General features: G+C 47.0%; 18 protein-coding genes. 13 read left to right on the top strand and 5 right to left on the bottom strand.

Annotation, left to right across the window (positions count from 1 at the left end):
* The first annotated feature begins 199 nt into the window (after positions 1-199).
* The 3 genes from QYB97_RS10205 to QYB97_RS10215 all read left to right on the top strand — a co-directional run bounded on the left by QYB97_RS10205 (position 200) and on the right by QYB97_RS10215 (position 2646).
* On the top strand, positions 200-1396 hold the full coding sequence (locus tag QYB97_RS10205; protein WP_301165891.1) for a M20 family metallopeptidase: 1197 nt from the start codon (positions 200-202) through the stop codon (positions 1394-1396).
* Positions 1397-1457: 61 nt separating this feature from the next.
* On the top strand, positions 1458-2228 hold the full coding sequence (locus QYB97_RS10210) for a VOC family protein (protein WP_301165892.1): 771 nt from the start codon (positions 1458-1460) through the stop codon (positions 2226-2228).
* Between the two features lie 16 nt (positions 2229-2244).
* Complete coding sequence (locus QYB97_RS10215) at positions 2245-2646, top strand: thiol-disulfide oxidoreductase DCC family protein (RefSeq protein WP_301165893.1); 402 nt, start codon at positions 2245-2247, stop codon at positions 2644-2646.
* A gap of 28 nt (positions 2647-2674) precedes the next feature.
* On the opposite strand, the gene QYB97_RS10220 is transcribed toward QYB97_RS10215, so the two are convergent.
* Positions 2675-2836, bottom strand: a complete 162-nt coding sequence (locus QYB97_RS10220; RefSeq protein WP_301165894.1) for a Spo0E family sporulation regulatory protein-aspartic acid phosphatase — start codon at positions 2834-2836, stop codon at positions 2675-2677.
* A gap of 300 nt (positions 2837-3136) precedes the next feature.
* Between QYB97_RS10220 and QYB97_RS10225 the strand changes: the two genes are divergently transcribed.
* The 6 genes from QYB97_RS10225 to QYB97_RS10250 all read left to right on the top strand — a co-directional run bounded on the left by QYB97_RS10225 (position 3137) and on the right by QYB97_RS10250 (position 8276).
* On the top strand, positions 3137-3550 hold the full coding sequence (locus QYB97_RS10225; RefSeq protein ID WP_301165895.1) for a CHRD domain-containing protein: 414 nt from the start codon (positions 3137-3139) through the stop codon (positions 3548-3550).
* A 127-nt stretch (positions 3551-3677) separates the two neighbouring features.
* Complete coding sequence (locus QYB97_RS10230) at positions 3678-3956, top strand: YhdT family protein (protein ID WP_301165896.1); 279 nt, start codon at positions 3678-3680, stop codon at positions 3954-3956.
* Positions 3953-5407 (top strand): sodium/pantothenate symporter, encoded by a 1455-nt coding sequence (panF, locus tag QYB97_RS10235; protein ID WP_301165897.1) that lies wholly within the window; start codon positions 3953-3955, stop codon positions 5405-5407. The genes QYB97_RS10230 and panF overlap by 4 nt, the downstream gene beginning before the upstream one ends.
* A 268-nt stretch (positions 5408-5675) precedes the next feature.
* Positions 5676-6185, top strand: a complete 510-nt coding sequence (locus tag QYB97_RS10240; RefSeq protein WP_301165898.1) for a M23 family metallopeptidase — start codon at positions 5676-5678, stop codon at positions 6183-6185.
* A 141-nt stretch (positions 6186-6326) separates the two neighbouring features.
* A complete protein-coding gene (gene manA, locus QYB97_RS10245; protein ID WP_301165899.1) occupies positions 6327-7283 on the top strand; it encodes a mannose-6-phosphate isomerase, class I in 957 nt (318 codons plus the stop codon).
* 117 nt (positions 7284-7400) lie between these two features.
* Positions 7401-8276, top strand: a complete 876-nt coding sequence (locus QYB97_RS10250; RefSeq protein ID WP_301165900.1) for an ROK family protein — start codon at positions 7401-7403, stop codon at positions 8274-8276.
* 68 nt (positions 8277-8344) lie between these two features.
* Here the strand turns inward: QYB97_RS10250 and QYB97_RS10255 are convergent, their stop codons facing one another.
* The 3 genes from QYB97_RS10255 to QYB97_RS10265 all read right to left on the bottom strand — a co-directional run bounded on the left by QYB97_RS10255 (position 8345) and on the right by QYB97_RS10265 (position 9030).
* Positions 8345-8482 (bottom strand): YvrJ family protein, encoded by a 138-nt coding sequence (locus QYB97_RS10255; RefSeq protein ID WP_061973680.1) that lies wholly within the window; start codon positions 8480-8482, stop codon positions 8345-8347.
* Between the two features lie 72 nt (positions 8483-8554).
* Positions 8555-8773 (bottom strand): DUF2922 domain-containing protein, encoded by a 219-nt coding sequence (locus QYB97_RS10260; protein ID WP_301165901.1) that lies wholly within the window; start codon positions 8771-8773, stop codon positions 8555-8557.
* A 41-nt stretch (positions 8774-8814) separates the two neighbouring features.
* Positions 8815-9030 carry a DUF1659 domain-containing protein gene (locus tag QYB97_RS10265; RefSeq protein ID WP_301165902.1) on the bottom strand — a complete coding sequence of 72 codons (216 nt, stop codon included), beginning with the start codon at positions 9028-9030 and terminating at the stop codon, positions 8815-8817.
* Between the two features lie 263 nt (positions 9031-9293).
* Between QYB97_RS10265 and QYB97_RS10270 the strand changes: the two genes are divergently transcribed.
* A complete protein-coding gene (locus QYB97_RS10270; RefSeq protein ID WP_301165903.1) occupies positions 9294-9788 on the top strand; it encodes a sigma-70 family RNA polymerase sigma factor in 495 nt (164 codons plus the stop codon).
* A gap of 75 nt (positions 9789-9863) precedes the next feature.
* On the opposite strand, the gene QYB97_RS10275 is transcribed toward QYB97_RS10270, so the two are convergent.
* Entirely contained in the window at positions 9864-11072 is a 1209-nt protein-coding gene (locus QYB97_RS10275; protein ID WP_301165904.1) for an MFS transporter, read from the bottom strand.
* Positions 11073-11392: 320 nt separating this feature from the next.
* On the opposite strand from QYB97_RS10275, the gene QYB97_RS10280 reads away from it, so the two are divergent.
* The 3 genes from QYB97_RS10280 to QYB97_RS10290 all read left to right on the top strand — a co-directional run bounded on the left by QYB97_RS10280 (position 11393) and on the right by QYB97_RS10290 (position 14572).
* On the top strand, positions 11393-11737 hold the full coding sequence (locus QYB97_RS10280; protein ID WP_301165905.1) for a winged helix-turn-helix transcriptional regulator: 345 nt from the start codon (positions 11393-11395) through the stop codon (positions 11735-11737).
* Positions 11738-11885: 148 nt separating this feature from the next.
* Complete coding sequence (locus tag QYB97_RS10285) at positions 11886-12788, top strand: AEC family transporter (protein ID WP_301165906.1); 903 nt, start codon at positions 11886-11888, stop codon at positions 12786-12788.
* Between the two features lie 89 nt (positions 12789-12877).
* Positions 12878-14572: a sigma-54-dependent Fis family transcriptional regulator gene (locus QYB97_RS10290; protein ID WP_301165907.1), complete on the top strand. Its 1695-nt coding sequence runs from the start codon at positions 12878-12880 to the stop codon at positions 14570-14572.
* Positions 14573-14705 lie beyond the last annotated feature (133 nt).

The following is a 14705-nucleotide window of genomic DNA, read 5'->3' on the forward strand; positions in this document are numbered from 1 at the left end:
GACTCCAGCGGGGAAAGCGGGACAGGTGAGACCCCGCAGGAACTTGCGACGAGGGGGCTCACGCCCGCCCGCGGAAAGCGAGCTACCTGAAACGAAAATCAACCCTCCGGAGCAACCAATAGTCAGTATCTTAAATCTTTTCAAATTATTCCATTTCTTATATAATGACCACCATATACAACAGAGGAAGTGACAAGTCATGAAGGAGTTATCCGCAGTGAAAGAAAGCAAAGAACTGAAGGATCAGGTCATCGAATGGCGACGGCATCTGCATAGAAATCCCGAGCTGTCATTCCACGAGGAACAGACTTCACAATTTATATACGAAACCCTTGAGTCATTTGGAAACATGGAGCTCTCACGCCCCACAAAAAACAGCGTCATGGCAAAATTGACCGGGAGCGAAAAGGGCCGGGTGCTTGCCATTCGGGCAGATATTGATGCACTGCCCATTACAGAGGAAAACGATTTTGATTTTATCTCCCAAAATTCAGGGGTGATGCACGCTTGCGGCCATGATGGCCATTCGGCGATGCTTTTAGGTGCGGCCAAAATTCTTTCGCAAAGAAAGGATGAGCTGAAAGGAGAAATCCGGTTTATCTTTCAGCATGCAGAGGAAGTTTTCCCCGGCGGTGCCGAAGAAATGGTACAGGCTGGTGTGATGGATGGAGTGGATGCGGTCATTGGAACCCATCTATGGTCACCGCTTGAGGTTGGCAAAATAGGAGTCGTATATGGGCCGATGATGGCTGCGCCGGATACCTTTTTCCTGACCATTACAGGAAAGGGGGGACATGCAGCGCTTCCGCATCAGACGATTGACAGCATCGCGGTCGCTTCACAGGTGGTCACCAACCTGCAGCACATTGTATCGCGCAACATTGATCCTCTCGAGCAACTGGTGGTATCCGTTACCAAGTTCCAGGGCGGAACCACTCATAATGTCATCCCGGGCGCTGTGGAACTGTGCGGCACCGTCAGAAGCTTTGATCCTGAAATCCGGGACCAGGCTCCCCTTCTTATGGAACGGGTCATTAAAGGAATTACAGAAGCACACGGCGCATCCTATGAATTTAACTATGAAAAAGGCTACCGTGCGGTCATCAATGAAGACTCGGTGACAAAGATGCTGCATGAAACGGCAGAAGAGCTTTACGGCGGTGAAAACGTGGAACAGATGAAACCGACAATGGTGGGAGAGGACTTCTCTGCCTTCCTGCAGCAAACCGACGGCTGCTTTTTCTTTACAGGTGCCAGAAATGAAGAGAAGGGCATTACTTATCCGCACCATCATGCCCGTTTTACTATTGATGAGGACGCCCTTGAGCGGGGAGTCGCCATGTTTGTCAGGACAGCGGAAAAGATGCTCGGCATGAAGAATGAAATAAACGTATAGAAAAATACACGGGCGGCAATGTAAACAGCATTGCTGCCTTTTTACGAGAAGGAGGAAAACCATGTTTGCATTTGATCACCTGGTATACTTTACCGGCAGGCAGCTGGAAGTCCACATGGAAGAATTAAAGAGTCAGAGTCTTCATCCGGTTCTCGGGGGAAGCCATGAGAGCTGGGGAACACATAATGCCTTATGTTATTTTGGATTGAGCTATGTTGAATACTTAGCGGTAAAAGAGGAAAAGGTGGCACAGCAGGCAACAGAAAATCCGTTGATCGGCCAGTTGGTACGTGACCTTCCGCATCAACCGGGCCCTGGCCAGTTTGCCATTCGCACGGACAGAATTGAAGAGGTGAAAAAGCAGTTTGAGGAACAAGGTTTAAAAACTCATCTGTTTCCCGGAAGCAGGAAGAGAGAGGACGGTTCTCTTCTGGAATGGAAGCTGCTTTTCTTGCAGCATGAGGCGGGAGATGGTACATTAGTTCCTCCCTTTTTCATAGATTGGCTGAAGCCTGATGAGGTGAGGGAAAAGGAACTGAGAAAGAGTGGAATGATTGGGAATCATCCTGCCGGGGAATTGACTATGGAGCATCTGAAAATTATTGTAGAGAACAGTAAGGCATCTTCTTCACTGTGGCAGGAGCGGCTTAACCAGCCTGTCGGGGAATCCTATTACGATTCTGATTTGAAAGCGGATTGCTGTGTACTGCAACTGAAGGGCTGCGAGCTTCACTTTTGTTCGCCCGCGTCTGCGGGTTCTGCACAGCGCTTGTTGGAAGAGAGGGGAGAGCGGCCCTGTCAGCTGGTGCTCTCTAACGGGCTGGCGATCTAAGGAAGGGGGGAGTCTCATGCGCAATGGCCCGGTTTTATTGTTTGACGGTGTGTGCAACTTCTGCAACAGCATCGTTAACTTTTTAATCAGACAGGATAAAAAGGGGAGCATATCGTATGGTTCATTGCAGTCAGAGGGCGGGCAGCAAATTCTGCACCAATTCCATCTTCCTGCCGAAAATTTCGAAAGCGTCGTTTATATAAAAAACGGACAATCCTACCAAAAGTCAGATGCCGCCCTGGAGATTGCAAAAGACCTCGGAGGACTGTGGAAGTTAGCAGTTCTTGCGAAGATCATCCCGTGCCGTGTCCGTGATGCGCTTTACGAATGGATCGCCAGGAACCGGTATAAATGGTTCGGAAAAAAAGACCAGTGCATGATTCCTTCACCTGAGGTGCGCCAGCGGTTTATCGATTAAAAAAGCTGCCCCAAACAAAGGGACAGCTTTAAGCGCATTTGTGAAGTTCGTTTAGTTTTTGGTCTAGCAGCTGGCTTAACTGTACAAGCAGCGGGTCTGCGAGGCTGGTTACCTTGGTGCTCATGACGTACATCGTTAAGCGGATGGCATCGATCTCAAGTTTTAACGTAACCGTGTTTTGCTGAGTCATATCCATTCCCCCTATACAGAAAAATGTTTTATAACTGCACACCCCAAGTATGTATCACTATATATTACCATTTTATACTAGATATAGAATGATGTCTATTTAATTTTCACAATATATAGTATATTTTTATGCTTTTTTCATAGTTTTTACGTAAAAATTCACGGTTTGATAGCTTTTGTAAAAAAATGTATGGTAATTCCTCGGGAAATACGCAATTTTTTATAAAAGCTAGATAAATAAACAAGCCTCTTTTCCATTCCGGAATATACTGTCAATAGCTATCGGAAAGGAGTGGTTGGATTGTTGTTAAAACATTTTTTATGCAGGCTAAAGGGCGACAATGAAGTTTCGCCTGTTCATACCCGGGCAACCGGCACTACCGAATTTGTCCTAAGCTCCAACGGCAATAAACTGCATTACCGGATTCAAATCAGCAATGTTAGAAAGCTGACCCAGGTGCGTATTCATATTGGGCCGGCTGGAAAAAATGGTCCAGTGGCTGCGTACTTATTTGGATATATCAAGCCGGGAATCAGCATCAATACCGGAATTGTCACAGGCAATATCACAAGCAAGGATTTAATTGGGCCACTTCAAGGTATGCCATTATCCAAACTTATTGAAGAGATCAACGCGGGAAACGCATATGTGAATGTATATTCCGAATTCTGCACTGGCGGGGAGCTGCGCGGCCAGATTGATCCAATTAAATAAAAATATCAACGGCGTAGCTACACTCGGCTAGGCTGTTTTATTTTTCCATATTTAGATTTTGTACATGATCTTATGTATAATAAACACCATGATAAGTTATAGTGACGGTGTGAAAGGAGCTGTTTCGATGGATCCCCGTTTTAAAGTATCCAATCGTGAAGCACTCATGGGCATTGGCCTTGCAGTTCTGAATTTTATCTGGTGGTACGCGTTTGCCTATGGACTGGGAGGAAAGCCCGTTAAAGAATATCAGTACATATGGGGATTGCCTGCATGGTTTTTCTACAGCTGTGTGGCCGGTTTCGTGGTCTTTTCCATTCTTGTATACGTTATGGTAAAGGTTTTCTTTAAAGAGGTTCCTTTTGAAGAAGATCACTTTCAAGAGACAAAGGGGGAGGAAAAATGAGCTGGGATGTACTCCTCCCCTTGCTTGGGTTTTTGCTGCTCATGTTTTTGGCAGGAATTTATACCGCACGCCAGGTGAATGAAGGCCCTGGATTTCTTAAGGATTACTTTTTAGGAGGCCGCCAATTGGGCGGATTTGTTCTGGCGCTGACGATGGTCGCTACCTATGGAAGTGCCAGCAGCTTTATCGGCGGGCCGGGCATCGCATACAATATGGGCCTTGGCTGGGTGCTTCTTTCCATGGCCCAGCTGGTTACGGGGTATTTTACCCTTGCTGTTCTCGGTAAGAAGTTTGCGATTGTGGCCCGCAAAATCGATGCGGTCACTCTGATCGACTTTTTGAAAGCCCGCTATGAAAATAAATGGGTGGTGATTTTTGCCGCTGCAAGCATCAGCATCTTTTTATTTTCAGCGACTGCTGCGCAGTGGGTAGGCGGCGGCCGGCTGATTGAATCATTTACAGGTGTATCCTATCCAACAGCTTTAATTATCTTTTCGTTCTCGGTTCTTGTATATGTGGTTGCCGGGGGATTCAGGGCTGTCGTAATTACCGATACGCTGATGGGGATCGTTATGTTCATCGGGACATTGATCATTCTTGCGGCAACGATTATGGCCGGCGGTGGTGTTCCGCATATTATTTCAACGCTTTCAGCTGAGAACCCGAATTTAATAACGCCGTTTGGAGCTGACCGATCGTTAACGCCACTGTACGTTTCTTCCTTCTGGCTTCTGGTCGGGGTCGGAGTTGTCGGACTGCCGCAAATCACGGTCAGGGCAATGTCCTACCGGAATTCGAAAGCGATGCATCAGGCCATGATCATTGGCACGTTCGTCGTAGGATTTATTATGCTCGGCATGCATTTGACGGGGGTATTCGCACGCGTTGTCATCCCAGGTATTAAGGTTGGCGACACAGTCATGCCGCTTCTGGCATTGAAAGTCCTGCCCGGGTGGCTCGCGGGCGTTGTGCTGGCGGCACCGCTCGCGGCAGTTATGTCCACGGTGAATTCGATTCTGTTGATCGTCAGTTCTTCCATCGTGAAGGATGTATATATCAATTACATTAAACCGGATGCCAGCCAGCAATCCGTAAAGCGTCTCAGTTTTTCCGTGACGACCATTATCGGAGTGCTTGTCTTTTTGATGGCCCTTCATCCGCCTGATCTTCTGATTTGGCTGAACCTGTTTTCATTCGGAGGACTCGAAGCGGCCTTTATCTGGCCTGTGGTTCTTGGACTTTATTGGAAAAAAGGAAATGCCGCCGGTGCCGGTGGATCGATTGTCGGCGGTGTTGTGTCCTACATTCTTCTCGACCAGCTTGCTCCCAACTTGTGGGGAATGCATACGGTCGTTTTGCCGGTGGCAATATCACTGGCTGCCTATATCGTGCTTAGTCTGCTGTTCCAGAAAAATACGGAAAACGAGCTTTCCAGGCAAAATATTATCTAGTTTTTGTTGGCAGTGCCTCAGAGAGGTACTGCTTTTTTTCTCGATATTTATGAAAATGACGTGATATGCAACTATTCTTTGTCGAACCGCAATTAAATCGTGTCGAACCGCAAGTAAATCACAGGAAAGCGCAACTATTTCATGTCGAACCGCAAGTATTTGCCCCCATACCGCAAGTAAATGTTTTTTACACCTTTTCCCATTAGTATTTTCGCTGCTTTCCAGCAAGCTAATAGATATATCATGTTAGCTTTCGGGAGGTTTTCCATTGAATCGTTACAAAATCCTTTTAATCGTTGGTATGTTCTTGATCAGCATAGTGGTGCTGGTGGACCGTCCGTTTGAAAAAGCGGCGGCATCCCCGGTTTTCCAGATCCCTTTTCCGCCGGGACAAGCGTGGATCGGCCAGACACGGATGAACCATAATCCCCAGAATGCGGTGGATTTGAATCGCCTTTATGACGAAGGGGACGAGGTGATTGCGTCGGCACCTGGAAAAGTCGTAAAAGTCAGGAACCTCGGAAATCGAAGCTACGGAAAGTATGTTGTGATTTCGCACGGCGGCAGGTGGGAGACGCTCTATGCCCATTTGAGCAACGTCCAGGTTAAGATCGGGCAGCAGGTAAGAAGAGGCGAGAGAATAGGAGCCGTGGGGAGCAGCGGGGCAAGCACAGGGGCGCATCTTCATTACGAACAGCGGTACAACGGCAAAGCCCAGCAGATCAGGTGGAAGGGACGCAGCATCTTTTACTGGGGAAGCAGGACGTACCGAAGCTAAAGAAATATTCCTTGTTAAGCAAAATTTTTGAAATTTTGCCACAAAAGATTCTGTTGTTCACGGTTTCACTATCTTATGGTAATAAGGTAAAATAGAAGCTGTATCTTTTGTATTGGATGAAAACAATGAGGGGATGTTGGTATGTACGCGGAACCAATTTTTTTGCAGCCTGTATTCAAAGACCGGATTTGGGGAGGAACGAAGCTGAGAGATGTTTTCGGCTATGATATTCCATCAGAAACTACTGGGGAGTGCTGGGGAATTTCAGCCCATCCAAACGGTCCAAGCACGATACTTAATGGTCCGCTTCAAGGGATGACACTTGACGAAGCATGGCAAAAGCACAGAGGGCTTTTTGCGGGACAGGAAGGAAACGACTTTCCATTGCTTGTTAAAATCCTGGATGCCAAGACCAATCTGTCTGTTCAGGTTCACCCTGATGATGACTATGCCCAACAGGAAGAGGACGAACCATTTGGAAAAACCGAATGCTGGTATGTTATAGATTGCGAGGAGGGTGCTGAACTCGTATACGGACACCATGCGAAGTCAAAAAGTGAATTTCAGCGCATGGTTGATGACGGAGAATGGGACAAGCTTCTCCGTAAAGTGAAAATTCAGCCCGGGGATTTTGTGTATGTTCCAAACGGCACCATTCATGCGATTGGTGCGGGGACGATGATCCTGGAAACTCAGCAGAGCTCGGACGTTACGTACCGTGTCTACGATTATGACCGCAAGGATGATCAGGGCAATACGAGGGAGCTTCATATTAAGCAGTCCATTGAGGTTGCGATGATTCCTCACCAGGATGCCGATTTTCAGCCGGTTGAACATAAACAGGACGGCTTGGAAATTCAGAAGCTGATCAAGGAATCCTATTTTACCGTCTACCACTGGAACCTGAACGGAAAAGCAGAAAACCTGGAAAACTCCATGTATCTTCTGGTGAGCGTTCTTGACGGTGAAGGCGAAATTGAAACGCAAAGCGGTGCGTCATCATTCAAAAAGGGAGATCATTTCATTATCCCGTCCACGGTAAAGAAGTTTTCTTTAACTGGAAAGGCATCCTTCATTGCCTCACACAGCACCAAATAAATGATGCAGTCTCTTTTAGGGGGACTGCATTTTTTTTATTGTGAAAAAGTACCATTGGCAGGCGGCGAATATGGTACATTAAACAAGAAAAGAACTGAATGCGAGGAGGAACTTGGCGTGAAGCTTGGGGCAATAGAAGCAGGAGGAACAAAATTTATTTGCGGCATTGGAGATGAGGACGGTCAGGTACTGGAGCGGATCAGTATACCGACGACTACACCGGATGAAACGATCGGACAGGTAGTGGAGTTTTTCCGCGGCAAAGAAATCAGCGCAATGGGAATCGGTTCGTTTGGACCTGTGGATTTGGATAAAAACAGCGACACATACGGATATATTACGAGCACGCCAAAGCCGCACTGGGCGCAGTGCAACCTGGTGGGAGAAATCCAAAAGCACATTCATGTGCCGGTTGCTTTTGATACAGATGTAAATGCTGCCGCGCTCGGGGAAATGGAATGGGGAGCGGCGAAAGGGCTTGAGAGCTGTATCTATATGACAGTCGGAACAGGAATCGGCGTAGGAGCGATCACCGAAGGCAAATTGCTGCATGGCTTAACGCATCCGGAAATGGGCCATATTCTTGTCAGACGCCATCCCCAGGACAGCTTTGAAGGAAACTGCCCGTACCATAAAGACTGCCTTGAGGGCATGGCAGCCGGCCCGGCACTAGAAAAGCGCTGGGGGCAGAAGGGGATTGAGCTTGCAGACAAACCCGAAGTCTGGGAAATGCAGGCGTACTATCTGGCTCAGGCTCTGGTCAATTATATTCTCATCCTGTCACCGAAAAAAATGGTGATTGGCGGAGGGGTCATGAAACAGGAACACCTTTTCCCGATGGTACGCAGGCAGGTGCTCAGCCAGCTGAACGGCTATGTGCAGCACAGCCAGCTGACTGAAGAAAACATCGCGAATTACATTGTCCCTCCGGGTCTTGGAGACAATGCAGGCCTGTGCGGTGCACTGGCTCTTGCCAAAACGCTCAAACACTAAAAAATTATTGGGGCTGTCCGGGAAGTCAATTTTACTGACTTTCTGGCCAGCCCCTTTTTTTGATTTTGCTATCGTTGGATCCGTTCGGCCAGCGACAGGATCGAGTGGTTCAATGTATCGAGTTTGCCTTCGATGCGGTGCAGCAGATACAGCGTTACCACAACCGGAAAGCCGACATCGCTTACAAAAGAGAGCCATGTTTCCATTTTCGCTTCCTCCTTTATAAAAAGGGCTGCTGACAAATGAAGGTCAACAGCCCTTTTGGATGTTATTTTTTATTACAGAAGGACAATGTCACTGCTGGAGCGCTCTGTGATGCGTGCTCCTTTTTTGCTTACAAAATCACCGCCTGAGGAAATAAAGATGTTCTGGGCGATTACAGCGTCCATTGCCGCTTTAACCGCTGCTGCGTTCACCGGTTCTGCCGGAGCATCAAGGGAGATGGTGACCGTTTTGTCCTGCTCATTAATAAACTGCAGTTCCAACGTTTTTGCCATGGGTAGGGACCTCCTTTCGTTTTAAATTTTGGCATTGTGGATTAGGCATAGATGCTGTAGGAATCGTTGCGCTCCACCGAGAGCAAAGACAGCTGCTGCAGAGGAGCGAGCGCATTGGCTACCGCATAAAGCTGTTCAGCGGTTGCGCCTGTTTTTACATTGGAGAAATTTTTGTTTTTGTAAATCTGCTTGTCGCCATCCATTCCTCCGTCAAAAACCAATCGAAGCTGTGTATTCAGAATTGCTGTTGTGGCCATGTTGTTCACCTCCTTTCACTATATAAGTAGGATTTTTCGTGTAAAAGGAGGCGTCCTGGCAAAAAAAAGATTCCTTTTTTATTTTTTCTTTGCCAGCAGGCGGTCATAACTCATGTTTCATGGAGTGAAAACGAGTTTTCAGGGGGCATTGATCCCTTTGTTTTCCGGTTTTGGCGAAATGACAAGTCCTTTATCAGCCAGTAGCTTTAAGGTACCGGCGGAATAAAAGCAAGGCACGTGTTTTGATAAGGGATTAATGGAAGATGCACATTCAGTTTGAAGAATTGGCTCGTCAGTTTGAGCCGCTGATCAAGTCGCAGATCAATGCACTGGGGGTGTACAGCCATTTTGATGAGTACTATCAGGCAGGTTTGATTGGCCTGTGGGAAGCAAGTCTGAGGTTTGAGGAGGGCAAGGGTGAATTTGCTCCCTTTGCCTATAGAACGGTGCGGGGAAGAATGCTGGAACAATTGAAAAAAGAAATGAAATTCAAGACCGTCCATGTCGGCTTCTCTTTGGAACTGGTGGAAACCATCCCCTATGAAGGCGGTGTTCTGCCTCTTGAACAGGAAGTATTGGATATCTATCTGTCTCACCTTACCGCAAAGCAGAAAATATGGGTGGTGAAGAAACTGTTTTATCAAATGAAAGAGACCGAAATTGCGGATGAGGAAGGGGTAAGCCTCACCGCCGTTAAATCCTGGAGGAGGCAGGCACTGGCAAAGCTCCGTATGCTGCAAGCAGAGAATATTTTTTAATCTTGCCTGAGCCGAGAAAGAAAAAACCATGAAAAAAAGGGATGCGTCCACTGCATCCCTTTTTGGTTTCTATTATTAAGCTGTCTTTCGTTCCAACGCCCGGCTCCATGCGGTTAGCAGAACAGCGCCGACGACCATCAGGCCGCCCACCCATGGGGTGTGAATTAAGCCAATGGAGTCTACGACAAGTCCGCCTACATAAGCGCCGATCGCAATCCCTACATTAAATGCGGCAATATTGATGGCCGAAGCGACATCAACCGCGGAGGGCACGTATTTTTCAGCAAGCTGAACGACATACACCTGAAGTCCCGGAACGTTCATAAAGGCAAACAGCCCCATGATCACAATTGTGATTGTACCCATTGCTTTCATAGGAGCAGTAAAGTAAAGGATGAAAAGGACGATCGCCTGAACCACGAACATCCAGAACAACGCCTTGATCGGGTTTTTGTTGGCTGCTTTTCCCCCAATGGTGTTGCCGATCGCAATCGCAGCTCCATACACAAGCAGAATGATGCTGACGGTCTTAGGCTGGTACCCGGTAATGTTCTCCAGTATCGGTGCCAGGAAGGTGAAGGCGACAAACGTTCCGCCATAGCCAAGAGCAGTAATCGCAAAGGCAAGAAGCAGTCTGCCGTTTGTCACAAGTTTCACCTGGTCACGGAAGGAAGACTTTGCTCCCATTTTTAAGTTGTTTGGTATGAGAAACAGGCTGGCGAAAAAGGCGATAACGCCCAATAAGGCCACTGCTGCAAACGTCGCTCTCCAGCCGAAGGTCTGTCCGACAAATGTTCCAAGAGGCACACCGGTGACAGTTGCGACGGTAAGGCCGGTAAACATAATGGCAATCGCACTCGCTCTTTTGTTTTCAGGCACGAGATCAGCAGCGATTGTTGATCCAATGGAAAAGAAAACACCATGGGAAAAGGCGGTGATTACGCGTGCGACCAGCAGCAAGGCAAAGCTGTGGCTAAGCGATGCGACCGTGTTTCCGACGATAAAAACAATCATTAGAAGCAATAATAGCGTTTTTCGGTTCAGCCGGCTTGTGAGTGCTGTTAGCACGGGTGCACCAAAAGCAACACCAAGCGCGTAGCCTGAAATAAGCAGGCCGGCAAGGGTAATGGAAACCGATAAGTCATCTGCCAAAGAGGAGAGGAGGCCGACCGGAACAAATTCTGTCGTGCCGATGCCAAATGCACTGATCGCCAGTGCCAGGAGGGCAAGCGTTCCTTTCTTCTCTGCAGGTTTTGTTTGTTTTGCAAATGTATGTGAAGACATAAGAATTCTCCTTTCAAAGTGGGTATTTCAGAATAGATCAGCTCAATCAGCACATGGGCCCGGATATCTGTGCTGCTGACTAGGGTTATTATGGGACACAACAGACGCCTTGAGAAGTACGTACTTTAAAGTGCTGCAGACACTCCCGGGTTCTATAGGAACCGCCAAGTGCAATAGGTACTTTAAAGTGCCTGTCTCCCTGATATTGAAACAACGCGGATCTTATGGTATGATGTGTTAGGTTTTATACGGTTGTTAAAAATATATAGAGTCGATATTGATATATAGGTACTAAAAAGTAACTGTAAGGGGGAAACAAAGTGAAGAAGTACAATATTCCTGTAGAGGCTGCGTTGGAAGTCATCGGCGGAAAGTGGAAAGTCGTAATTTTATGCCATCTTATTAAAGGAACGAAAAGAACAAGCGAGCTAAAGCGCTCCATGCCTACGATTACACAGAAAATGCTGACCCAGCAGCTTCGAGAGCTTGAGGCGGACGGCGTAATCGAACGCAAGATCTATCAGCAGATTCCTCCAAAAGTGGAATACTCGCTTACCGATTATGGCTGGTCGCTTAAAGAAATTCTTGATTCTCTCTGTGCATGGGGAGAAAAACACATCGAACGGAATTATGAAGATAAATCCCTTGTTTTGATGGAGGGATAAAAAACGGCAGACGTTTCAGGTTAAACAAGCCTGGTGAGTCTGCCGTTTTTTTATTAATATTTTGTATCCAGCCATCAGGAAATTATTGGTCCTCCTCTGTGATGGGGGTGTTATAATGAATGCAACTATTATATAGAGGATGAAGACCATGGAATTGCTGGGGATATTGCTGCCGGTTTTTTTTATTTTCGGCATCGGGTTTGTCGGGCAGAAAACGCTTGGGCTGGATCCCAAGTCCCTGTCCAAAGTGTCGGTGTATTTACTGTCGCCCTTTCTTGTATTTCGGACATTTTATGAAACGCATTTTACCCATACACATGCCTATATGTTCATCTTTACCTTCGCCTTGTGCTTTGCGTTGATCGGCGCGGCTTATCTTGTCAGTTTTATCCGCGGATACAGCCAGTGCCAGGCGTGTGGAATGATTCTCGCATCGGCGTTTATGAACAATGGAAACTACGGTACTCCGGTTGCACTGTTTGCCTTTGGTGCAGCGGGGCTGGACTATGCGATTGTGCTCATGGTCGCCCAGCAGCTCGTTATGTGTACAGTAGGGGTCTATTTTGCGGCTAAAGGAAGCCCGGACAGTGACGGGTTCCGCTCTGCGTTAAGGGCTGTCGTCCGTTTGCCGATTGTGTATGGAGCACTTGCCGGTTTCATCCTGCAATCGCTGCCTTTTTCATTAAGTAAAACGATGTCAGATGCAATTGATCTTGTGGCGAATGCCACGATTCCTATGATCATGATTGTTCTCGGCATGACACTGGCCAACATTTCGATTAAAAAGCTGCCGATGGAAAAAATCTCGCTGTCGATTATCATCAAGCTCGGATTGTCGCCGCTTGTTGCGTTTTTGATCACCCTTGCTCTTCCCGTTGACAATCTGCTGAAATCAATCATGATTCTGATGGCTGCCATGCCGACAGCTGCCAACACGACCATCTATGCGCTTCAATATGGCACCGAACCCGAATTTGTTTCGAGTGCCACCCTCGTCAGCACGCTTTTAAGCCTTGTCACCCTGCCGTTTTTTCTGTATTTCATGATTTAGCCAACCTGTTGGGGGATGGTCCGGTTATAACCTCCATCGGATTTAAGCTATACTAAACATACGAATTTAAAAACAGCGGGTGTAACCTAATGAAAATCAAAACTCTGTTTGTGGCTCCGTATGCCACCATGAAAAATTTAATAGAAAGCTGTGCCGGCGAGCAGGGTGAGCTGGATGTACGTATTGAAATCGGGAACCTGCAAGAAGGTGTGGAAATCGCCAGGAAGGCGGAAAAGGAAGGCTTTGAGGTGATCATCAGCCGTGGAGGCACGGCGAAACTGATTCAGGATCAAGTAGGGATTCCTGTCATTGATGTTCATGTTTCCGGTTATGACATGCTTCGCGTGTTAACGCTGGCCAATGATTTTAACGGTAAAAAAGCCATCGTCGGCTTCCCTAACATTACGCTTGGTGCCCGGGCAATCACGGATGTACTGGATATTTCGATTGAAGTATTCACCATTGAAACGGAAAAGGAGACCATCCCTCTTGTGCAGAAGCTGAAGCGGGAAGGCTATGAGCTTATTATGGGGGACGTAGTAACAGTGGATGCGGCTTCACATAACGGAATAACCGGGATTCTGATCCAGTCGGGTAAGGAAGCCATCATAGATGCTTTCGGACGGGCCGGCACGATGCATCACGTGCTGCAGAACAAAATAAAGGAAACAAAGCTGCAGCGGGAAATTCTTAGACTGGCCGCTCCAGATTCAATGGTCCTCTCAAGAGAAGGCGACGTCTTATATGAAAACTGGGAAACATTTTCTGGCCGCCCGCTGAGCGATCAGCAGCTTGAAAACCTGCAGGCGCCAGAATATTCCCCGGGGAAAACATATCATCATATGATCGGTCATGATCAGCTGCATGTTTCGGTACATTCCATATCGATCGAAGAGGAAGAATACCTTCTCTTTTTGATGAAACGGACAAAGCATGCGGGTGATCAAAACGAGCTGGAGGTTCAAACCGTTGCACAACGTCCTTTCCTCATTCATCAAAGCCAGATGATGAAAGAATGTGTGGATCAAGCCTCTTCCTATACTTCTTCCCATCCCCTTCTGCTGCTTGGGGAAAGAGGAACGGGCAAGAGGCTGCTGGCCCGGTATGTCCATTACCGGCAGTTTGGTTCTCATGGATTGTTTGCTTCCATTTCGGCAAGTGATGTTTTGAATACCCAGGATTTTTCGCTGGACCAGGCCATAACAACTCTCTATATCCATTCTCTTCATACTCTTGATGAAAAACAGTCTGAAGCTTTTGTCCAAAAGATCATGGAGGTCAGCAAATCAGGGGTTCTTGTTATTGCTTCCCTGGCTGCGAATGAAGATCGATGGAGCAGCCTGCTGTATCATGAAAGCATCAACAGAATAAGGGTGCCTGCCTTAATGGAACGCAGAGAGGATATACCGGAGCTCGTTTCCTATTTTATGGCCCGTTTCCACCAGAGAATGGGTACGACAGCCATCAGAATCAAAGAAGATGCCCTCTCTCAGCTGGTGCACTATGACTGGCCGGGAAATGTGGCACAGCTTAAAGCGCTGATCAAGGATGCGGCTGTTAAAGAAAAAGGCTACAGTCTGGAAAAGCAGGCAGTTATCGGACTGATGAAGCAAAATGAAGCTAGTATAGAAAAGGATATATCCCATCTCCTGCAGGGAACACTGAATGAAATTGAAGAGAAGATTATTCATCTCGTTTTAAAAGAAGAAGAATATAACCAGACACGGGCAGCCAAGCGTCTTGGAATTACCCGTGCCACCTTATGGAGGAAGCTGAAGAAATAGTTCAGCTTCTTTTTTATGTTTAAAATTTAAACTATTTACACTAAATTCAAACTTTTATATTGCGTTATTTAATACATAAGGTTTATTATCATAGGTGAAAACGTTTTCTGTAAATAATAAGTGTTTAATATTT

Source organism: Fictibacillus fluitans, assembly GCF_030418125.1.
Taxonomy (GTDB): Bacteria; Bacillota; Bacilli; order Bacillales; family Fictibacillaceae; genus Fictibacillus_C; species Fictibacillus_C fluitans.